Origin of the sequence: Arachnia propionica, assembly GCF_900637725.1 — a bacterium.
In the GTDB taxonomy this organism is placed as follows: domain Bacteria; phylum Actinomycetota; class Actinomycetes; order Propionibacteriales; family Propionibacteriaceae; genus Arachnia; species Arachnia propionica.
Genome location: NZ_LR134406.1, coordinates 134,070 through 153,212, shown reverse-complemented (window position 1 = coordinate 153,212; position 19,143 = coordinate 134,070). Strand labels below are relative to the sequence as shown.

The 19,143-nt window shown below is 63.7% G+C and carries 16 protein-coding genes; 10 read left to right on the top strand and 6 right to left on the bottom strand.

Annotation, left to right across the window (positions count from 1 at the left end; translation table 11 throughout):
• The first annotated feature begins 87 nt into the window (after positions 1-87).
• Positions 88-2,556 (top strand): helix-turn-helix transcriptional regulator, encoded by a 2,469-nt coding sequence (locus EL272_RS00735; protein WP_199798251.1) that lies wholly within the window; start codon positions 88-90, stop codon positions 2,554-2,556.
• Positions 2,557-2,768: 212 nt separating this feature from the next.
• On the opposite strand, the gene EL272_RS00730 is transcribed toward EL272_RS00735, so the two are convergent.
• The 6 genes from EL272_RS00730 to iolC form a co-directional block, all read right to left on the bottom strand.
• Positions 2,769-3,626, bottom strand: coding sequence for an ABC transporter permease (locus EL272_RS00730; protein ID WP_061787390.1), 858 nt, complete (start codon positions 3,624-3,626; stop codon positions 2,769-2,771).
• Complete coding sequence (locus EL272_RS00725; RefSeq protein ID WP_234028359.1) at positions 3,626-4,483, bottom strand: ABC transporter ATP-binding protein; 858 nt, start codon at positions 4,481-4,483, stop codon at positions 3,626-3,628. Before EL272_RS00725 ends, EL272_RS00730 begins: the two co-directional genes overlap by 1 nt.
• A gap of 311 nt (positions 4,484-4,794) precedes the next feature.
• On the bottom strand, positions 4,795-5,187 hold the full coding sequence (locus tag EL272_RS00720; RefSeq protein ID WP_126409290.1) for a hypothetical protein: 393 nt from the start codon (positions 5,185-5,187) through the stop codon (positions 4,795-4,797).
• 300 nt (positions 5,188-5,487) lie between these two features.
• The gene (iolD, locus tag EL272_RS00715) at positions 5,488-7,374 is read right to left on the bottom strand and encodes a 3D-(3,5/4)-trihydroxycyclohexane-1,2-dione acylhydrolase (decyclizing) (protein ID WP_061787391.1); all 1,887 of its coding nucleotides are present in this window, start codon (positions 7,372-7,374) and stop codon (positions 5,488-5,490) included.
• 9 nt (positions 7,375-7,383) lie between these two features.
• Positions 7,384-8,256 carry a 5-deoxy-glucuronate isomerase gene (gene iolB, locus EL272_RS00710; protein WP_014845288.1) on the bottom strand — a complete coding sequence of 291 codons (873 nt, stop codon included), beginning with the start codon at positions 8,254-8,256 and terminating at the stop codon, positions 7,384-7,386.
• 9 nt (positions 8,257-8,265) lie between these two features.
• Positions 8,266-9,246: a 5-dehydro-2-deoxygluconokinase gene (iolC, locus tag EL272_RS00705; RefSeq protein ID WP_082793807.1), complete on the bottom strand. Its 981-nt coding sequence runs from the start codon at positions 9,244-9,246 to the stop codon at positions 8,266-8,268.
• Positions 9,247-9,452: 206 nt separating this feature from the next.
• On the opposite strand from iolC, the gene EL272_RS00700 reads away from it, so the two are divergent.
• The 9 genes from EL272_RS00700 (at position 9,453) to EL272_RS00660 (ending at position 19,124) form a co-directional block, all read left to right on the top strand.
• Positions 9,453-10,196 carry a GntR family transcriptional regulator gene (locus EL272_RS00700; RefSeq protein ID WP_061787392.1) on the top strand — a complete coding sequence of 248 codons (744 nt, stop codon included), beginning with the start codon at positions 9,453-9,455 and terminating at the stop codon, positions 10,194-10,196.
• A gap of 423 nt (positions 10,197-10,619) precedes the next feature.
• Positions 10,620-10,778 carry a lacticin 481 family lantibiotic gene (locus EL272_RS00695; RefSeq protein WP_061787393.1) on the top strand — a complete coding sequence of 53 codons (159 nt, stop codon included), beginning with the start codon at positions 10,620-10,622 and terminating at the stop codon, positions 10,776-10,778.
• A gap of 92 nt (positions 10,779-10,870) precedes the next feature.
• On the top strand, positions 10,871-13,168 hold the full coding sequence (locus EL272_RS00690) for a DUF4135 domain-containing protein (RefSeq protein ID WP_073969996.1): 2,298 nt from the start codon (positions 10,871-10,873) through the stop codon (positions 13,166-13,168).
• The gene (locus EL272_RS00685) at positions 13,060-14,478 is read left to right on the top strand and encodes an ABC transporter transmembrane domain-containing protein (protein WP_082793808.1); all 1,419 of its coding nucleotides are present in this window, start codon (positions 13,060-13,062) and stop codon (positions 14,476-14,478) included. The genes EL272_RS00690 and EL272_RS00685 overlap by 109 nt, the downstream gene beginning before the upstream one ends.
• Entirely contained in the window at positions 14,450-14,788 is a 339-nt protein-coding gene (locus tag EL272_RS00680; protein ID WP_061787397.1) for a hypothetical protein, read from the top strand. The genes EL272_RS00685 and EL272_RS00680 overlap by 29 nt, the downstream gene beginning before the upstream one ends.
• Positions 14,789-15,233: 445 nt before the next feature.
• Positions 15,234-16,523 (top strand): sensor histidine kinase, encoded by a 1,290-nt coding sequence (locus EL272_RS00675; protein WP_211097993.1) that lies wholly within the window; start codon positions 15,234-15,236, stop codon positions 16,521-16,523.
• Positions 16,520-17,545, top strand: a complete 1,026-nt coding sequence (locus tag EL272_RS00670; protein WP_082793810.1) for an ABC transporter ATP-binding protein — start codon at positions 16,520-16,522, stop codon at positions 17,543-17,545. Before EL272_RS00675 ends, EL272_RS00670 begins: the two co-directional genes overlap by 4 nt.
• Positions 17,542-18,318, top strand: a complete 777-nt coding sequence (locus EL272_RS00665; protein WP_061787399.1) for an ABC transporter permease — start codon at positions 17,542-17,544, stop codon at positions 18,316-18,318. Before EL272_RS00670 ends, EL272_RS00665 begins: the two co-directional genes overlap by 4 nt.
• Complete coding sequence (locus EL272_RS00660; protein WP_014845280.1) at positions 18,315-19,124, top strand: ABC transporter permease; 810 nt, start codon at positions 18,315-18,317, stop codon at positions 19,122-19,124. Before EL272_RS00665 ends, EL272_RS00660 begins: the two co-directional genes overlap by 4 nt.
• Positions 19,125-19,143: the final 19 nt, after the last annotated feature.

Below are 19,143 nucleotides of genomic sequence, written 5' to 3'. Positions count from 1 at the left end.
CACCGATCTTCCCCGCATGACTTCGGGGATCACTAGGCTTGATACATCGGGTGCCACAGGAGACGCCCGAAAATGAAAGGCATCAGCATGCAGACAACGGAGGTAGCCAACAGAATCAGGGGAGATTCGACCGCCAGGGCGGCGCCCACCCGGTTGGAGTTCATCCACGGGCCGGCGGCGCTCGACGGTGTGGCGCCGCAACCCACCAGGAACGACGGGCCCCGGGATCGGTCCCGCCGAGGTGGTTCGTTGAGCATCGCGCCCGCTTCCGCCGCGCGGGATACCCCGGGCTGGCCCGAGGCCGTGATGAAGGTCACCCCCGGTTCGGGACGGCGCGCCCACCTGGTGGGCCGTCCCGAGGGGTGCGAGGTAACCGTCGTCTGCGACCGGGGCGAGCGAATCGAAAGGGCAACGGTGCCCGCCGACTCGTGGCCCACCCGCATCATCGACCTGGGGGTCGCGGAAGTCTGCATCGACGACCGTGGGATGTTCCGCACGAGCCCCGGCCTGGCGTCCGACATCGAGAATCTGGTGCACAGCGGCGTGCAGGTGGTGATCGCCACGGAGGACGCCGAGGACGAGTTCAATCTCGTGGCGCGCCTCAGCCATCTGAAACCTCAGCTGCTGCTGCATCACACGATGCCCCCCGAGGAGGTGTGGCACACGGTCCGGTCGCAGACCGGCAACGCCCTGGACGTTCACCGGGCGATGATCGAGTCCCTTTGCGGATGTCACCCCATCCTGGTGCACCTCTTCCTGGCGGCGCTGTGCCACACCAGGGACGGCGAGCTGGTCTCGGCGGCGACCGTCATCGATTCACTGGCCGACGCGATAACCCACGTCGTGAGCACCCAGTTCCCCCGGTCCCACGATCAGGCGATGTTCCTCCTGTGCCTCGCGCTGCGCGGGGACCAAGTGGCCACGGTGAATGTCGACCGGGTGCTGGAGAGCACCGGCCTGGGTACCCATTACGCCCGGCGCATGGTGCTGGCCATCTCTTCGGAACCGGTTCCCCCGGAATTGGATGCCGCCTTGTGGCCGCGTCTGCGAACACACCTCGACGCCGATACCTTCGACACCGCCCGGCGTGCCCTGATGCCCCTGCTGAATGATGGCGTGGTGGACGAGGTGCACCACCTCGGGCTGCTCGAACTGTTCACCGGAGACACGGATTCCTGTTTGACACCGGAAGTCGCGGATGTGATCCGTCGGGTGGCCGATGCGGCCGATACCTGCGGGAGAAGCCACATCATGCGCGCCCTGCCGCGATTCCTCGAGGACGAATCGGCGGGAAAAGCCGCCACACGACTGGCCGCGATATGTTCTGACCTTGATCTGACGGCGCTCGGGGCCGCGCTGGAGGTGCTCGATGCCGCGGATGCCGTGTCCGAGGCGGCTTACGACGTGCTGTCTCCCCTGGTCGCCCTGGAACACCCGGTCCTGTCCGCGCATCTGGCGGAAAAGGCCCTTGGAACACTTGCCCCGGATGATCCCCGAACCGCGACGGCGGCTCTCTCGTGGATCATGACCTCACCGGCGACCACATGTGCCGAACCCGAACGTCGTTGGTGCACGCTCCGGCGTATCGTCGCCATGGCGCACGGCGATCATCCATCGGCCCCCGTCATACGGGCGGGCATGGCAGTTCTTCACGCATTCACCCGGCGCTCCGCGGGCGCCCAGCTGCGCGAACTGGTCGCGCACCAGGGTTTGTCCCCGGGCGGGTTGCCGCTCATGGCCTGCTGCCTCGCGGGGCTGGCCACGTGCCTGAACAACATGACGGACGAGGCCGCGATGTGGTGCTGGAGGGCACGATCGTTCGCCAGCACCCGCAGGGCCGAACGCGCCTGGGTGCTCATCGTTCACTCGCTGGTCGCCTTCCACCGCCGGGACACGAAGCTGGCCAGCGAGTTGCTCGCGCGCGTGGCCGAGACCACCACGGCCATGCGGGCCTCCACCGTCGGGCGGTTCTGCGAACTCGCGACACACTACCTGCGCAAGGACCCCGGCGATTCGGAGCGGCCCACTCTGCCCGACGAGGATGCCCACGCCGTTCTCCGCGTGTTCGCCACCTACTGCGCCGCAAACCTGGACCGCCGCACGGGCAGCGTCCAACTTGCCATCGACAAGCACTTCGCCACCGGCAGGGCCCTGGCTTCGGCGAATCTCACGAACCCCTCCATCCTGGACTGGCGACAGCAACTCAGAACCATATTCGTTTCCTGCCACGAGGATGCGATGGCGGAATGCCTCCGAAACGACATCTGCGCCACGGAGAAGTCGTGGCGCTCCATGAACGATCTTTCGAATGCACCCAACCATTGCGAAGGCATCCCCCCGGGAGCCGGGAAGGAGCCCCGGAGGCTCAGCGTCAGCGAGCGGAAGGTCGCCGAGCAGGTGGCCGCGGGATGCACCAATGCGCAGGCCGCCGCGGCGTTGTTCCTGAGCAAACGTACGGTGGACACCCATCTGAGAAACATCTATCGCCGCCTCGGGATATCCAACAGATCCGAACTGACCGAGTTCTTCAAAAACAACTATCGCGAACAAGAATGAACTCCGCGCGCAGCAATGCTCGCCAAACAATCGAACAGCGAACCCTGATCAGCAACCTCGAGGGGCGGCATCACAGGGCCGTAGCGACAGTGCCTACCGGGGAGGGGAGGCCGCTCCCCGGAACATGTCCGGGTGGAGGAGGGATCTCCCTCCTCCACCCGGACATGGGCGAGGCAATCGATGGATCGTTGACCGCGCGTTCGCAGTTCTTCCTACTTCACGCGCTGACCCCGCCACTTGAAGGTGAGAGCGGCCAGGACAGCACCCACGACCGTCCAAACGCCCAGCACGATCGCCACCATGCCAAGGTCCCAGGTGCCACCCGGCTCGGCCGAGGCCAAGAACTCCGGCAGGAACACGAAGCGCAGGCCCTTGGCCATCCACAGCAGAGGGAAGGCGTAGCCGATGTAGGCCAGCGCGGCAGGGATCATCGACAGGGGGAAGAAGACCCCGGAGATGATCTGCAGGATCAGGAATGGAGGAGTGGCCGCCCCGGCAGCGGCTCGGGCGTTGGGGATCAGTGCCGTGTACGCGATGCCTGCCAAGGAGCAGGAACTCACCCCGAGCAGGACCACCCATACGAGGGTGAACCAGCGTGTGGCGTCGGACGGCATGGGCAGGTGGTAGAGAACCATCCCCAGGACCATCAGGATGATGACCTCGAGTATCGTCGTGACGAGCGCCTTCACCGTGATCCCGATGAAATAGGCGCCCCGCGGCATCGGGGATGCGGCCAGCCTGCGAATGAGGCCCTCTTCCCGATCGAGGGTGATGCTGATCGCCAGCGACTGGAAAGTGGTGCTCATCACACCAACGGCGATCATCCCGGAAATGAACAGCAGTCGATAGTCGACATCAGTACCGGGCACCTTTTGATTGAACACGGCGCCGAAAACAAGCATCATCATCACCGGAAGAGCCATGTTGAACAGCATCGACTGCCAGTCCCGGAAGAAGGCCACCAACTCAACACGCACTCGCGTCAAACTCGCCGAAACCAGTCCCGGAATCTGCTTTTGCGTTACGGCGCCAATTGCACGCGCCTCCGGTGCCTGCGTCGTCTCGCTCATCAGTTTTCCTTCGCTTGTTCGACCATGTTGATGTAGATCTGCTCAAGGCTCGGCTGAGTGATCTGCAGCCCGGGTATTTCTGCAATACCGTGACGTTGTGCAGCATCCAGCAACAGTCTCAGCAGCGCCGTCGGTTCATCAGTGCCATACAGGCAGCTGTGAGGCTGACTCTTCATTCTCTCCGCCAGGCTCAGCGGAACCTCGACCAAAGGATCGAGGTCGTAGGAGACCCGGTACCGGCGGCCGGTCAGCCGCGCAAGTTCGCCCAGGGTACCGACATGCATGATCCTGCCTCGAACGATGATGCCGGCTCGCTGAGAAAGCTCTTGGGCCTCGTCCAGGTAGTGGGTGGTTAGCACGGTGGTCATTCCCGTGCCGGTGAGCAGCCGCACCAGTTCCCATGCCTCGCGCCGGGCTTCCGGGTCGAGCCCGGTGGTCGGTTCGTCCAGGAACAGGAGCCGAGGCCGGCCGACCACACCCACGGCCACGTCCAGGCGTCGGCGCTGCCCGCCTGAGAGCTTCGTGCTGAGCACCTTTGCCTTGGCGCCGAGCCCAACCATGTCGATGAGCTGACCGGTCGGGAAGGGATCAGGGTAGAACGAGGCGAAATGATCGATGATCTCGCGCACCGTGAGATCTGAGTACTTCGCCGTGCCCTGCGGCACCACCCCCACCTGGGCGCGCCACTCGCGTTCGTCGTTCTGCGGGTCGCGTCCCAGCACGCTCACCGTACCGCTGGTACGTCGCTGCGCACCCGTGAGGATGTCGATGGTGGTCGTCTTGCCGGCGCCGTTCGGACCGAGAAAGGCAAACACCTCCCCACTTTCCACTTGCAGATCGACGTCGTCGACCGCCACGAAACTCCCGTATGTTTTTCTCAGTCCACTAACGGTGATGGCACTCGACATCACCTGTCCTCCTCTCAGGGTTGTCACTGAAGCCGGGATAATGAGACGGGGCCGCTTCGCCCCGTCCATCAAACCCTCTTGTAAATTCAGGGTAGCCCGGCCCGGGATCACCCAGAAGGGTATTCCGGCGGCTTACCGACCGCCACGAGGAGGAATACGCATCTATTCGGTATGCGTAGGCGTGCCTACGCATACCGAATAGATGCGCGACGGTTCCCGGGAATCTGGACGCCCGGCATCCGCTTGCAGCCCTGCCGTCATCAACCCTTCTCGATTTTCTCGATATCAGGAGGCAGCGTGTCCCAGTCCCATTCCTTGACCCACTCCCCGTCCTTCTCCACCACACGCGACGTACCAATATCGTCAGACAACAGCCACAACACGTCGGCATCCTTCTGCCACACCACCCCCACCGGATGCGCACTCATGAGATAACGCCTATCGTCACTCCACAACACTTCACCCGCCGAATTCTTGATCACCGGATACACATTGCGTCTCCCATTGATCTCCTCCGCGAGGAACTCCGAGGTGTACCGCCCCGACGACGAGGTCCGCGTCTCCCCGTCAAGCAGCACAGCCGGATCCGGAGCAAACTGCCCCCACAACCAAACGACCAACACCGCCACCACCCCCACGGCACCAGCCCGCAAGACCCATGTCCTCGCCCTCATCGGTACAGCCACCCCTTTCCACTTCCGCCCACCACGTCACCCCGCGCATCAACGATCTCCGCGCTGTTCTCTCTCACCCAGTATGGATGCTGTAGGGGATCAGCCGGTCCGAGCGTCACGATCTCAGCAAAAGGCTTTTTTGCGATCCGTGAAGTGATGATTTCGACACGAACTACTCATTCGTCGCACCCGGCTCAACCAGCCGCCTCCTCCCCCGATCCCGGTGGGCGTCCGCACAGCAGCGGGGCCGCCCTCCTTTCAGGGCGGCCCCGCTGAGGTTCAGCGCAGGTAGTGGCGCTGGTCGGTTTTCTTGCCCTCGTACCAGGTGCGGGCCTGTTGCGTCGACTCAAGGCGCGATACCTCCGAGATCGGCACGTCCCACCAGCTGGAGCCGGGCGGGTTGGGGCCGTACAGGTCGGTTTCGATGTGGATCATCACCGGGCCCTCGCAGGCCACCGCCTCGGCGTAGGCCTTGCGGAACTCGTCCATGCCGTGGACCCGCAGCACCTTCAGGCCCCACGACTCCGCGTTGGCGGCGATGTCGACGGGAAGCAGGTCGCCGTCGGCGTTGTGGGGGGTTTCGCCGGTGCGGTAGCGGGTGCCGAAACGCTGCGACCCGTGGCTTTCCGACAGCGCCCCGATGGAGGCGAAGCCGTAGTTCTGCAGCAGCACGAAGATGACCTTGACCTTCTCCTGGACGATGGTCGCGAGCTCCATCGGCAGCATCTGGTAGGTGCCGTCGCCGACGATGGAGACCACCTCGGCCTCGGGCCTGGCCAGTTTCACACCCATCGCCGCGGGGATCTCGTAGCCCATGCAGGAGAAGGCGTACTCCACGTGGTACTGCTCCGGGGTGGGGGCCTGCCACAGGCACTGGAGGTCGCCGGGCATCGAACCAGCGGCATTGATGACGACGTCCCTGTCACCCATCAGCTCGTTGAGCGCCCCGAACACCTCGGTCTGCGCGGGCAGCGGGGTCTGATCGCGGTGATAGCACTCGTGCGTGGCCTTCGCCCAATCAGCTTTCAGTTCCGCGATGCGTTCGGTGTAGTCGTCGCCGACCCGGTACCCGTCGAGGGCTGCGGTCAGCGCATCCAGGGACTCGCGCGCGTCACCGACCACCATCTCGGCGCTGTGCTTGGCGGCGTCGAAGGCGGCGACGTTGATGTTGACGAACTTCACATCCGGGTTCTTGAACTGGGTGTGCGAGGCGGTGGTGAAGTCCGAATAGCGCGTCCCGATGCCGATCACGACGTCAGCCGTCTCGGCCAGGGCGTTGGCCGAGGCTGCGCCCGTCGACCCGACCCCACCGACCGCGGCCGGGTGGTCGTGGTTGATCGCGCCCTTGCCGGCCTGGGTGTCGGAGACGGGAATCCCGGTGGCGTCCGCGAAGGCCCGCAGCTGTGTCGACGCCTCCGCGTAGATCACGCCACCGCCCGCGACGACGAGGGGCCTGCGCGCGTCCCGGATGATCGCGGCGGCCCGTTCGATGGCGGCGGTCTCGGCCGGTGGGCGGCGCACGTGCCAGACCCGTCGCGCGAAGAACTCGACGGGGAAGTCGTAGGACTCGGCCTGCACGTCCTGCGGCAGGGCGATGGTCACCGCGCCCGTGTCGACCGGATCGGTCAGCACCCGCAACCCGGCGAGCAGCGACGGGATGAGCTGCTCGGGCCGTTCGATGCGGTCGAAGAACCGCGAGACGGGACGGAAGCAGTCGGTGGCGGCGGTCATCGGCGAGACCGGGTCCTCGACCTGCTGCAGCACCGGGTCGGGGAAGCGGGTGGCGAACTGGTCGGAGGGGAACAGCAGCACCGGCAGCCGGTTCGTCGTGGCCAGGGCCGCGCCCGTGACCATGTTCAGCGACCCGGGGCCGATCGAGGAGGTGCACATCCAGGTGCTCAACCGGTTCGTGGTCTTGGCGTAGGCCGCGGCGGCGTGCACCATGCCCTGCTCGTTGCGGGGCATGATGTAGCGCATCCGCCCGCCCTCGGGGGTGGGGTCGAGATCGTTCTGCAGCAGGGCCTGGCCGACCCCGGCGACGTTGCCGTGCCCGAAGATGCCGAAGGCGCCCGCGATGAGACGCCGCTCGATACCGTCGCGTTCGGTGTACTGGTTGACGAGGAAGCGGACGACCGCCTGCCCGACGGTGAGACGCACTGTTGACACTGGGTTTCCTTAGTTGAGAGGGGTCATGGGGAGCCGGGGATCAACGTCCTGGGAGGCCCAGGTGTCGCGAATCCAGGTGTATGCGGGATCGTCGGTCATCAGCCAGGTGGAGTCCTCGGCGGGCCCGGCCATGACGTTGAGGTAGTAGAGGTCGTATCCGGGCGCGGCCACCGACGGGCCGTGGTAGCCGTGCGGCATCGTCACCACGTCGCGGGAGTGCACCTCGGCGCACACGTCGATGTCGTGGCCCGAGGGGTAGATGCGCTGCAACGCCATCCCCGGCGACCCGTTCAGCCCCGGTCGCACCTCGTAGTAGTAGATCTCCTCGAGGATGCGTTCCACCTCGTTGTGTTCGTCGTGCTTGTGGGGCGGATAGCTGGACCAGTTACCGCCCGGGGTCAGCACCTCGCAGGCCAGCAGGTGGGAGGTCTCGAGGTCGTTGCCGAGGGCGTAGTTGTTGACCTGGCGGGAACACGGGCCCGCGCCGCGCAGGGTGGTGACCACCTCGGTGACGGGGCAGTACCGCACCGGCAGGTCGCGGGTGGCCTTCGCCGCGGGCAGCGCGAACCGCCCCCCGGATTCGCTGCGGACCGTGAACGTGGTTCCGCGCGGAATGTAGAGGTAGTCGGTGATGGCGCTCCACACCTCCTCGCGGCCGTTCAGCACGTGGGTTTCGCCGTTCACCTCGACGGCGCAGCCCCCGGACAGCGGCAGCACCAGCAGCTCGGAGACCCCGGAGGCCACCGTCTCCGATCCGCCCGCGGGCAGCGCCAGCACGCGGATGGAGCTCCACTCCCAACCGGCGCGTTCGATGCTGACGTCGGTCTCGAACTGGCCGTGGGCGGTGCTTCCCGCCTTGATCACGTGGGTTTCGTTGTCCATTTTTCCTCCTCAGTGCCGGATTCTGCTGACGACCGGGACGACCTGCGGGTTGGCCGCCATCAGGCGCTCCACCTCGTCGATACGCGGCATGGCGGTGGAGCATTCCAGCCGTGACGCGACGATGGCGCCCGCCGCCGACGCGAAGGCGAACGTCCTTGCCAGGTCCCAGCCCTGCAGCAGGCCGTGGCACACGGCCCCGCCGAAGCCGTCGCCCGCGCCGAGCCCGTTGCGGACCCGGACGCTCGTGACGGGCACGTAGACCCGCTCCGTCGCGGTGCGCACCAGGGTTCCCATCATTCCCTGCTTCACGACGGCCACTTCCACCCCGCGTTCCAGCAGCGCGAGGGCTGCGGCGTCCGGGTCGGTCTCGCCGACCGCGATCCGGCACTCCTCCAGGTTCCCGATCGCCACGTCGACGTGTTCGAGGGCCTGCTGGACCTGCGCGGTCGCCTCCTGTTCGCTGGGCCAGAAACGCGCCCGGTAGTCGAGGTCGAGGACGCTCATGCCGTTGCCGTGGTGGCGTCGCAGCGCCTCGTGGTTGGCCGACCGCGACGGCTCCACCGACAGACCGCTGACGGTCAGCCACAGGATGCGGGCCGTGGCGACCTCCTCGGGCAGGTCGTCGACGCCGATCTCCAGGTCGGGGGTGGTGGGCTGGCGGTAGAAGAACAACGGGAAGTTGTCGGGCGGGAAGACCTCGCAGAAGGTGACGGGGGTGTTGAACGCCGGGTTCACCACGACGCGTCGGGCGTCCACGCCCAGCCGGGTCAGCTCGGAGCGGATGAACCGGCCGAAGGGGTCGTCGCCGACCCCGGTGACGCAGGCGACGGAATGCCCCATGCGGGCCGCGGCGACGGCCACGTTCGCGGACGAGCCGCCGAGGAACTTGCCGAACCGGGTGACGTCCTCCAGGTGGGTGTTCATCTCCAGGGGGTACAGGTCGACCCCGCACCTGCCGATGGTGCAGACGTCGAGTACCGGCTCATCCACGGTGATGACTCCTTGATTTCGGGGATGGCTCCTCAAGGTCGGGGATTGCTCCAGTCTGCCCACACCAAGGACCCCAGTCAACCTATGTCAGGACATTACTTTCCGTTCATTGCGCTGCAACATGCCTCTGGCTTGTATGATCATTCAAAACCGTCGCCTACCTGTCACGCCGAAACAAAGCATGTTCCGGCCCCGAGGACCGCATCATGGAACCGACCTACGAACCGGAGATCACGCTGGACCGCGATTCCCAGGTCCCCCTGTACCAGCAGATCGCGAAACCGATCGAGACCGCGATCCTGTCCGGGGCGCTACCCGCGGGGGCGATGATCGAGGACGAGGTGTCGATGGCGAGCCGCCTGGACGTGGCCCGTCCCACGGCCCGCCGGGCGTTGCAGGAACTGGCCTCGCGGGGATTGTTGACGCGCCGCCGCGGGGTGGGCACCCGCGTCACCCCACCCCACGTGCACCGCCCCATGAAGCTGTCCTCCCTGAACGACGACCTAGCCGAGGCCGGGTTCTCCCCCACCACCCGGGTGCTCTCCTACGAGGTGCGCGAGGCATCGCCGGAAGAGGCCGAGAAACTCAGCATCCCCCGGGGTGAGGGGCTGTTGGCGGTGCGTCGCCTCCGCTACGCCGACGACCACCCCCTGGCTCTGATGACGAACCTAATTCCCCTCGACATCGCACCGACCTGGCAGGAACTCGGCGAGAACGGCCTCTACCGCTGCCTGGCGGCGCGCGGCGTCGAGGTGACCTCTGCCCGGCAGGTGATCGGCGCCCGCGGGGCGAGCGCGAAGGAGGCCGAGGACCTGGGCGAGGAGGAGGGGGCGCCGCTGCTGACGATGGAGCGCACCGGCTACGCCTCCGACGGGCGGGTGGTCGAGTTCGGTCAGCACGTCTACCGCCCGAGCCTGTACTCCTTCCACTTCTCGCTGTTCACGTCCTGAGGTCGGGCGCGCCACGGGGCAACGGCGCCTCTCGAGGCGAGACGTCTCACATTTTCTTCCCGAACGGTACAGAACCGTTCAAATAATTGACCAAATTCCAGGCGCTCACCCACGCACGCCACTCTTCCCGGGAAAGACCCTTGTCAGACGCGGGTTTCGGACCCTCCCGCAACCTCTCCCCGCACATATGACCCCCACGAGGGTCTACTTCTGGCCAGCCGGTCAATACCCCCTGCCCAGCGACAAGTTTAAGGAATTGGCGCGAAAAACCACTTATAGCCAAGAAGGCAGTGCGCCTCTATCCAAGCCGAGTTAGAGCTATTGCACCCGGAATTTTTCGTGCTTAAGCTGATATCAACTTCAGCGCGCAGAGAAGTAACAAGAAAGCAAAACAAGAAAACTCCTGAGAGAAAGGACATCATCATGCAGAACAAGTACGACGACCAGACCCTCGACAACCTCGCCGAACTCAGCGACACTGAAATCGAAGAACTTCTCGGGGCCGGGTGGGGGTCTATCTTCAGTTTCACTCATGAATGTAACACCAATACAATGACACAACTCTTCACCTGCTGCTTCTGAACCTCAATCTTCGGCTGGGGGCAAAGTTTGCCCCCAGCCTACTTCCACATCTTTTTAAACAAACCCTCCCCTGAAGCTCAAAAGGATTTTCAATGAAGCAGATTCATTCCGCACTGGCAGCCTGGATGTCAGAAAAGGCGGGTTGCTATCCTTGGCTGAAGCTCTGCTTCCCCCAGGTGGCGGACTGCGGCGACCACACATGGGTTGCCCCCGTGCAGCACGGATCCCTGGAAAACCGTGCCGCTGTTTCACGCTACTATCGTCGGGCCGGACAGTTGCTGGGCATCACCTATTTGGTGAATCTCACCGATCTGCATCATGAGAATATCATCGCAACGGCGACCCAGCCTATCCCAGTAGATCTCGAGGTCATCATGAGCGTACTTCCAAGAGTTCCGGAAGACCAACCTGATGCTTCCAATACAACGCTACGACAAACCACGTCATCCCCTACCTCGACTGGTCTAATCCCCCTGGGTACCAGCTTTAAAGAACTCGGCGGCGACATCAGCGGGCTCGCAGCCAATGGCCTGCGAGCCCGCCATCGCGCTCTTGATCGACAGGGACGATCCGACATGCGCTACATCCATACGATCGCTGAGATCACTCCGGTAAATCATCTTCCCACCTTGGAAAACAATCCAATTCTCGCCGCAAACTACGTCGATGAAATCGTCGAAGGTTTTGTCTTGACTCTGCAAATTGCAATGAAGCATCGCAATGACCTAGAAACATTCATCCGCAACAATGCCAGCAATCTCCATGTACGGGTTCTCGCGCGCATGTCTAATGACTACGCAACGGTCCTAGCCGGACTGTCTCGGGTTGGACACAACACAAATCCTGAACAACTCTTTTCCATACTGCGTCGCAACTCAGTTGGCCTCGCGGAGAGCATGGTGGATTCGAAGGAGGAGCAGCTGCGCACATGGGCCGTCTCGCATTTCTGGGCAATCGCCAGCGAAACCACCATTCGCGACCCCTGGGGCAGACCAACAGGGAGGCTCTACGTGGCGCCCATCGCCCAAACAACCGCAAAGATCAGGGCGATCACGGAGACCGATATCAACCGCCATATTTCCCTGATCCGGATGGCATTCCACAAGCCGGAAGAAGTCATCCTCCCGCTGGGCCCACGCCTCGCCACACAAGATGCCGGCTCATTTGAGGAATTCGAGCGGATCCACCTGCAAGCTCAAACCGTGACCGGCGCCGACGGCAGCGTCAACTGGCAAGTGCTGGCCGTGGATGAAAGAGAGCAGCTGGCCGTGCAGCCTTTGCTCGGCGGGCTGTACCGGGGCATTGCCAGAGTGGCCGAACTCCTCACGACCATCCCCCATCGCGATGCGCAATGCCATCAGCTGGCAACATCCCTCCTGCGCACGCTGCAACTGGAAACCGACACCATGGTAAACGACTCCGGCGCTTCGTTAAGTTATTACCATGGCCCAGCGAGCTGCCTTGCAGCCGCCCACCGGCGCAGCCAAGCGTTCGGATTTTCCGCCCCATGGCTGCGGCATCACTACGACCGCTTCCTCACAACAGTTGAGAGCATCACCCCGGATGACATCAAACCCGGAGCGCTGTTGGATGTCATGGAGGGCCCGGCCGGGCTCATCATCGCGCTGCGTCACCACAGCGATGTCCGCATCCGCGAGCTGTGCCACCGGCTGGGTCTCCTGCTGACGGATGCCGCATCTGAGGGTTGGGGCTCGAAGAAGGTGTGCGCGCTGTCGCGGAACGCCAGCTTCGCCCACGACGCGGGCGGCATGGGAACTGCCGTGCTGATCGCCGCTGGAATGGGATCCGATCCTGACATGGTGGACAGCTGGAGAGCTGCCTGGGAGTTCGAGAACACCTTCAAGCTTGAAGAGGGCTGGAACGACGCCAGATCCCCTGGTGATAATCACTCGACCCAGTGGTGCCACGGCCTGGCGGGCATAGCCCTGGCGCGCACCGTGTGGCTCCAGACCATCGAAGACAGCGCGTTCCTTCGCTCCGTCGTCACCCCGGACGAGATCGCACGGATCCGCGCCGACCTGGAGGAGGCCGCCGACCTTCTCGTGCGGGACTTGGAAAAATCCGGTTCGCCCAGCCTCTGCCACGGCGTGGCGGGCGGCGCGCTAGTTCTCGATCTGGCCGGAAGGCAGCTCCGAAGGCCGGATTGGCGCGAAACGGCAAGTGATCTCGTCGCCCGAGGGGGCGCCACGCTGTCCCGCTGCCCCTGGATGTGGGGGAAACATGACGTCCGGGACTTCGGCATCATGACAGGTCCCGGACGGTGGCGTCGGACCGCTCCTGCCGGGCCTGGAACACATCGGTGGTACGGCAGGTACGGCATGAGAATCGTCCTGCAACAGAGCGAACAGGACTGCCTGCTGGCCTGCTAATCCATGATCCTCGGCGACATGGAGCTGCGGGTTTCCCCCGGGGATCTGCGCGACTGGCAGCCCTTCTGACGGGCACCTCGTTCGCCATCCGCTCCTTCGGCCTGCAACACGGCTCCGATCAGTTCGAGGAGAAATACACCCACCGCCTGTTCACGGAGCTCTTCTCCCAACGTCTGTCCTACTTCGCCGACCAATCAGTGGGGGCCATAACGGAGAAACTCAGCCTGAGGTTCGTCCTCAAGGACGCCCTGGTGAAATCGATCCTGCCCTCGGTGCTCTCGGTGCTGTCGTTGCTGCTGACGCTCACCTACCTGATCCTGGTGTCACCGCCCCTGGCCAGCCTGCTCGTGGTCGGCTCGACGGCCTACTTCCTGGCGAGCCTGTTCCTGACCCAACGCCAGATGGACGCAAGCCAGACCCACGTCCAGGCGCAGGTGAACATGAGCGGCGAGACGCAGGCAACCCTCAACAACATCGACGCGGTGAAGGCAACCGGCGCCGAAGAGCACCACATCCAGCGCTGGACCACGCTGAACCAGAAGGTGAGCGAGGAGTACAAGCGGGTCATCCGGTGGAACAGCCTGACCAGCGGCGTGCAGTCCGGATACACCACCATCATGCTGGTGCTCGTGGTCGCCGCCGGCCTGTGGCTGGCCTCGGGCGGGCAGATCGCCCTCGCCAACATCGTGCTCTTCCAGACCGGGATGGCGCTGTTCACCGGCGCGGTCTCCGAGACCCAGGGCGTGGTGCAGCAGATCGCCAACGTCGCGGTGTACCAGGACAAGCAGGCCGACCTGCTCCACACCTCACCCTCCTACGGCACACTCGAACCGGCCGGAGAGCCGGGACGGATCGAGGCCCGGTTGCTCTCGTTCGGCTACCCCGGAAGCGCTGCGGTGTGCAACGGAGTCGACCTCCAAGTCAGCCCCGGGGAGAAGGTGGCGGTGTTCGGCCCGTCGGGAACTGGAAAATCCACCCTGCTGTACGTCCTGCTGAGATTGAACGACTTCTCCGGGCTCCTCAGGGTGGGAAATACCACCTTCCGTGACACCACGGGAGTGCTCTTCCCCAAGATGACGCTCGCGGAAGGAACGGTTCGTGACAACCTCGTGCCCGGTAACGACCGCAACATTGACGACGCCGAGCTGCTCCAGGTGCTGCGCGACGTCAACCTGGAACAGACGATCGAACGGCTCCCGGCAAAACTGGGGTCACGAGTCCAAGCAGGCGGTCGCAACTTCTCCACCGGCCAGGCCCAGCGGTTGCTGATGGCGCGCGCTGGTGCGGGGAAGCCAGTTCCTGTTCCTTGACGAGGCGCTCAGCAGCCTGGACGAGGAGAACCGGCGCCACATCTATCGACACGTGGTCCTGGGAGAGCGTTACCGCAACGTCACCATGGTGATGGTGAGTCACGACCTCTCCCTCATCGACTACTGCGACACGGCCTGGTTCATGATGGATCGGGAAACCTTCGAAAAGATACCCGGCGGCGGGGCACGTGCCGGATCGATCACCGGGTTGTCCCCGGCGCCGGCCACTCCCCGGCGAGCCCTAAAGGAACCGGAGGACCTGCTCCGCAGCCTCACGGCAGACATGCACTCCTGGCAGAACCAACACTGATCCCACCCACACCCACGCACCGCCAGAGGCCATCATCTGGTTGACCGCATGAACCAACCCCGCAAAATACCTTGTCGCGCCGCCGTGCATGGCCTTCCTGACGGACACCACGGTCACAAGTTGCGGCGAAAAGACGCCCGGAAGCTAGTCAATGGTGCACTGTTGCGCCGCCTGAGGCCTTCCTAGCCTTGATACCGAGATCGAACACAACCCGTTCGGACACACCGCGACACAGAGGAGAAGGACATGCTCACTCGCAGGATTTCAGCCATCGTCGGAACTCTCTTGACGCTGCTGACCCTGGTCGGAACCTCCACCACTGCCCATGCAACAGAAACCACCGATCCAACAGCAGCGACTCCGAGCAATCTCTGCGAAATACTGTCGGGCTGCCCCTGGTCTCGCTGACTTGTCCGATAAGAACCGATTTCGAGAAGGACATGTCATGCAATCAATGATTCTCACACACTGGGGGAATGTAGAGTATTCTGCCCGCATTCCCCGCTGGCTCAGATTTGGAACGCTCTTTGTGATTCTCGTTGCTATGGCGAGTGACATCAATTACATGCGACAGGCCCCGTGGGATTCATTGACCGTATGGTTTCTGCTCGAGATCACCCTCACATACACAGCAATCGCGGTTTCCCTTTTCTCCGCCCAAGCCTCAGTCATCCTGCTTGCGCTGAACATGGGAGTAACGTTTGCAACTCAGCGCCCAGCTTTGCCTCTCATCGCTGCTTGCATTATCGCTTTGGTCATATCCGCTCTGTGCCATTACTGGCTGATAATTACACACTGCCTCGCAACCCTGATCTGGGCAAGTGTCGTCGCTTGGGTGGTGGAGATTGCGGATATGAGCAACCCGGTCGCATTCTGGTGGCTGGCCATCTGGTTGATGATAGCCGCCACCCTCATAGGTTTGGCGATTCGATTTCTCGTCATCCGTACCGCAAAGGTTCATACGGAGCTCCGAAGGATCGAGGCCCAGCAGGAGACGATCCGGAAGGAGGAGCGCCACGACCTCGCGCGTGAACTGCACGATGTGGTGGCCCACCACATCACGGTCATCACGATGCAGGTCATGGCCCGACGCAATTCGCACGACCCGGATCAGCTTCGCGAGACCCTCGGGATCATTGATGATTCGGCACGAGAGGCGCTGTCCGAGCTGCGGGCCCTTCTCGATGTCCTGCGATCCGACGAGGACGACGACGGCGACATCCGCTCGCTGTCCGACAAGATCGTCACCGGCCCCAGCGTGGGTGATCAGGTCGCACAGCGAGTGGACTCGTTGACCGAGGTCGGAATCCGGGTTCACAAGCAGTCGGTGGATCCGCGCATCGAATCTCTGCCCTTCTCCCTCAAGACCACCTGCGCCCGAATCGTGCAGGAATCAGCCACCAACATCCTCAAGCACGCCCGCCACGGAGCACGCTGCTCCATCGTTGTGAGACTCGACCCAACAGAGGTGGTCATCATGATCACCAACAACCGCATCAAACCCCACGATCCTTCCAGGTCCAGTGGATACGGCCTCACCGGCCTGCGTGAAAGGGTCGCCGCGGTCGGAGGGAGCTATACCGCCGGCCAGCAGGGCGACAAGTGGGTGGTGGAAGCCCATATCCCCGTCCACAACACAGGACGCACCACGCCATCGTCAAAGAAATGGAACGCAACCCAACCCGAGACCTCAGAGACCGAACAATCCGTCATGAAAGAAAAGGAAATATCATGATGTTTGCCCAAACCACTCACCCTTCGGCGGCCGGCTACACGCCACCCGCCCCGCAGATGCCACCGACCGCACAGCCCCAGCAGTTCGCGGTCGAGACCCGGGGCGTCACGAAACGGTACGGACGCCAGACCGTCGTCAACCAGCTCAATCTCGCTATTCCCAGCGGGGGTGTCTACGGCTTCCTCGGTCCGAACGGCGCCGGGAAGTCCACCACCATGAAGATGCTTCTGGGACTGGCAAAACCCACCACGGGCGAGGTGCGCGTTTTTGGCCGGGATCTTCGCGCGAACAGGGCGGACATCCTGCCCAGGATCGGTTCTCTCATCGAGGGCCCCGCATTCTACCCGCACCTCACGGGAGCCCAGAACCTCCGCATCGTCGCCGACTACCTCTCGTGCGACAAGAGCTCCGTCGATGCCGTCCTCGACATCGTGGGACTCACCGACGCAGCCGGCAAACGCGCGCGCCAGTACTCGCTGGGCATGAAACAGCGCCTCGGCATCGCGATGGCCCTGATCTCCGGCCCCGAGCTGCTCTTGCTGGACGAGCCGACCAATGGCCTGGACCCTGCCGGTGTGGCCGAGATCCGCAACCTGATCGTGCGGCTCGCCCACGACCGCGGCATCACCGTCATGGTCTCCTCCCACCTGCTCTCCGAGATCGAGCAGATGGCCGACATCGTCGGCATCATCCAATCCGGTCACCTCCGCTATCAGGGCCCCCTGTCGGGTCTGCGGGATCAGGGGCAGCTCGTCATGAAGGTGTCCCCCGTGAACGCTGCCGTGGCTCATCTGGAGGCTCTGGGTCTGCGTCCCCAGAGCGCCGGCGACGAGATCATTCTTCCGCCGCTGCGCGACGATCTGATCGCCGAGGCGGTGGCCCGACTGGTGGGCGCCGGGGTGCGCATCGCACGGGTCGAGCTGCGACGCAAGAGCCTCGAGGAAGCCTTCCTCGAGCTCACGGAAACTCCTGTCGTCATGCCCACCGCACCGCAGACAACCGGAAGGAGGGGACGAGCATGAGCACCCTCGCACTCGAGATCCGTAAACACTATAAGAGCAAGCTACTTGTCTTCGTCCTTGGAATCGCATTCATCGAAGCAGTGTGGTTGGCGGGGGTCATCATGGTTTCGGCTTCCCGTTCCCCGCAAGGAGTCCAAGCGCTCAAGACATTCTCCCTGTATAACTATATGAGCATGCAGTGGTTGCTGCTCGGGCCGACCATCGCCTTCCTCGCCTCCCGTATCGCTGGCGTCGACCAGGAGGGTCGCATGGGGCAGGTGTTCCGGGCCCTGGGGGAGTCGCCGCGTCGGCAGTTCATGACCAAGCTGGCGCTGCTCACGGGGCTGGGAACTCTCATCAGCATGATCATGCTGATATCCGCCGCCTTCGTCGGGACGCAGGCAGGCCTGCTGGATTCACCGTCCTACGCGGCAGTCTTCTGGCTGATCATCGCCCTCACCATCGTGAGTGTATTCGCGATCAGCGCCGTACAGCTGGCCCTGAGCAACCTGTTCGATGGTTCCTCGGCCGGGGTGATCATAGGCGTCGTCGGAACGTTGATCACGTCTCTGGCAGGGATAGCCCTCAAGATGCCCGTGATCGGCTGGCTGCTGCCCTGGGGCCTGCTGATGGCCGGTTCGCCTCTTGAAACTCTCACACCCGGGAACTCCGCTGGCGTCGACTTCGTCCTGGCCTCCAATCCTTGGCTGCTGGTTGCTCTGGCCGCCGCCGTCGCGCTGGCCTGGGCCCTCATGTCGGCCAGGCTCATCATACGCAAGGAGGAAAACGCATGACCACGAATGCCACAGCAACCGCTATCGCTGCGCCGCGTCGTCGCATCGGCCTCGCCGCGGCCTGGCGGATCGAACGTACCAAGATCCGCACCTCGTGGTTCTTGATTGGAACCGTGATACTCGCCGCCTTCGCCCAAATCTTGGGGGCGTGGAACTACACCACCAATCTGTCCATATTCCAGGAGCAGGGGATCACGTGGGTTGCGATTTGGGCGCAGGGTGGGATCATGGTCACCACCGTCTTCATGCCCCTGCTCTACGTCGTGTTCCTGGCCCACGCCGAATCGCTCGAATACCAGACGCGCGGCTGGCAGCGAATGGTCTCGATCGACCGGATCGTTCCCGCCATGCTCGGCAAGACGCTCGTCGCTCTCGAGCTGGCTCTCATCGGCATGGCTGTCTACTACGTGGCCGCCGCGATCACCGGCCTGCTCCTTGGCTTCAACCCTGCCGACCCCACCGGACCGGGCATCCTCCTCCCGTGGGGGTTGTGCGGCGCACTGGGGGCCTGGGCCATCGGAACGGTCACCATGATGCTGGCCACGTGGTTCCGCACATTCGCCGCCCTCTCGGCGGCCGGATTGGGGGCCATCATCATCGGCATGGTGCTCACCTCGGTGGTTCCGTCACTCGCCTCGGGCTACCCCTTCACCCTCATCACCTTCGGCATGGGAGCCAGGGCAGCGTCACAGGAAGAGACGTTCACCTCTCCCATCACCATGACCGGCACGGCGATCGTCTGTTTGATCTGGGTGGCGCTGAGCGTCGTGGTGACCATTTCCAGGATCCGCCGCCGAGAGTGGTGAGAACAACATAAAATCCTTA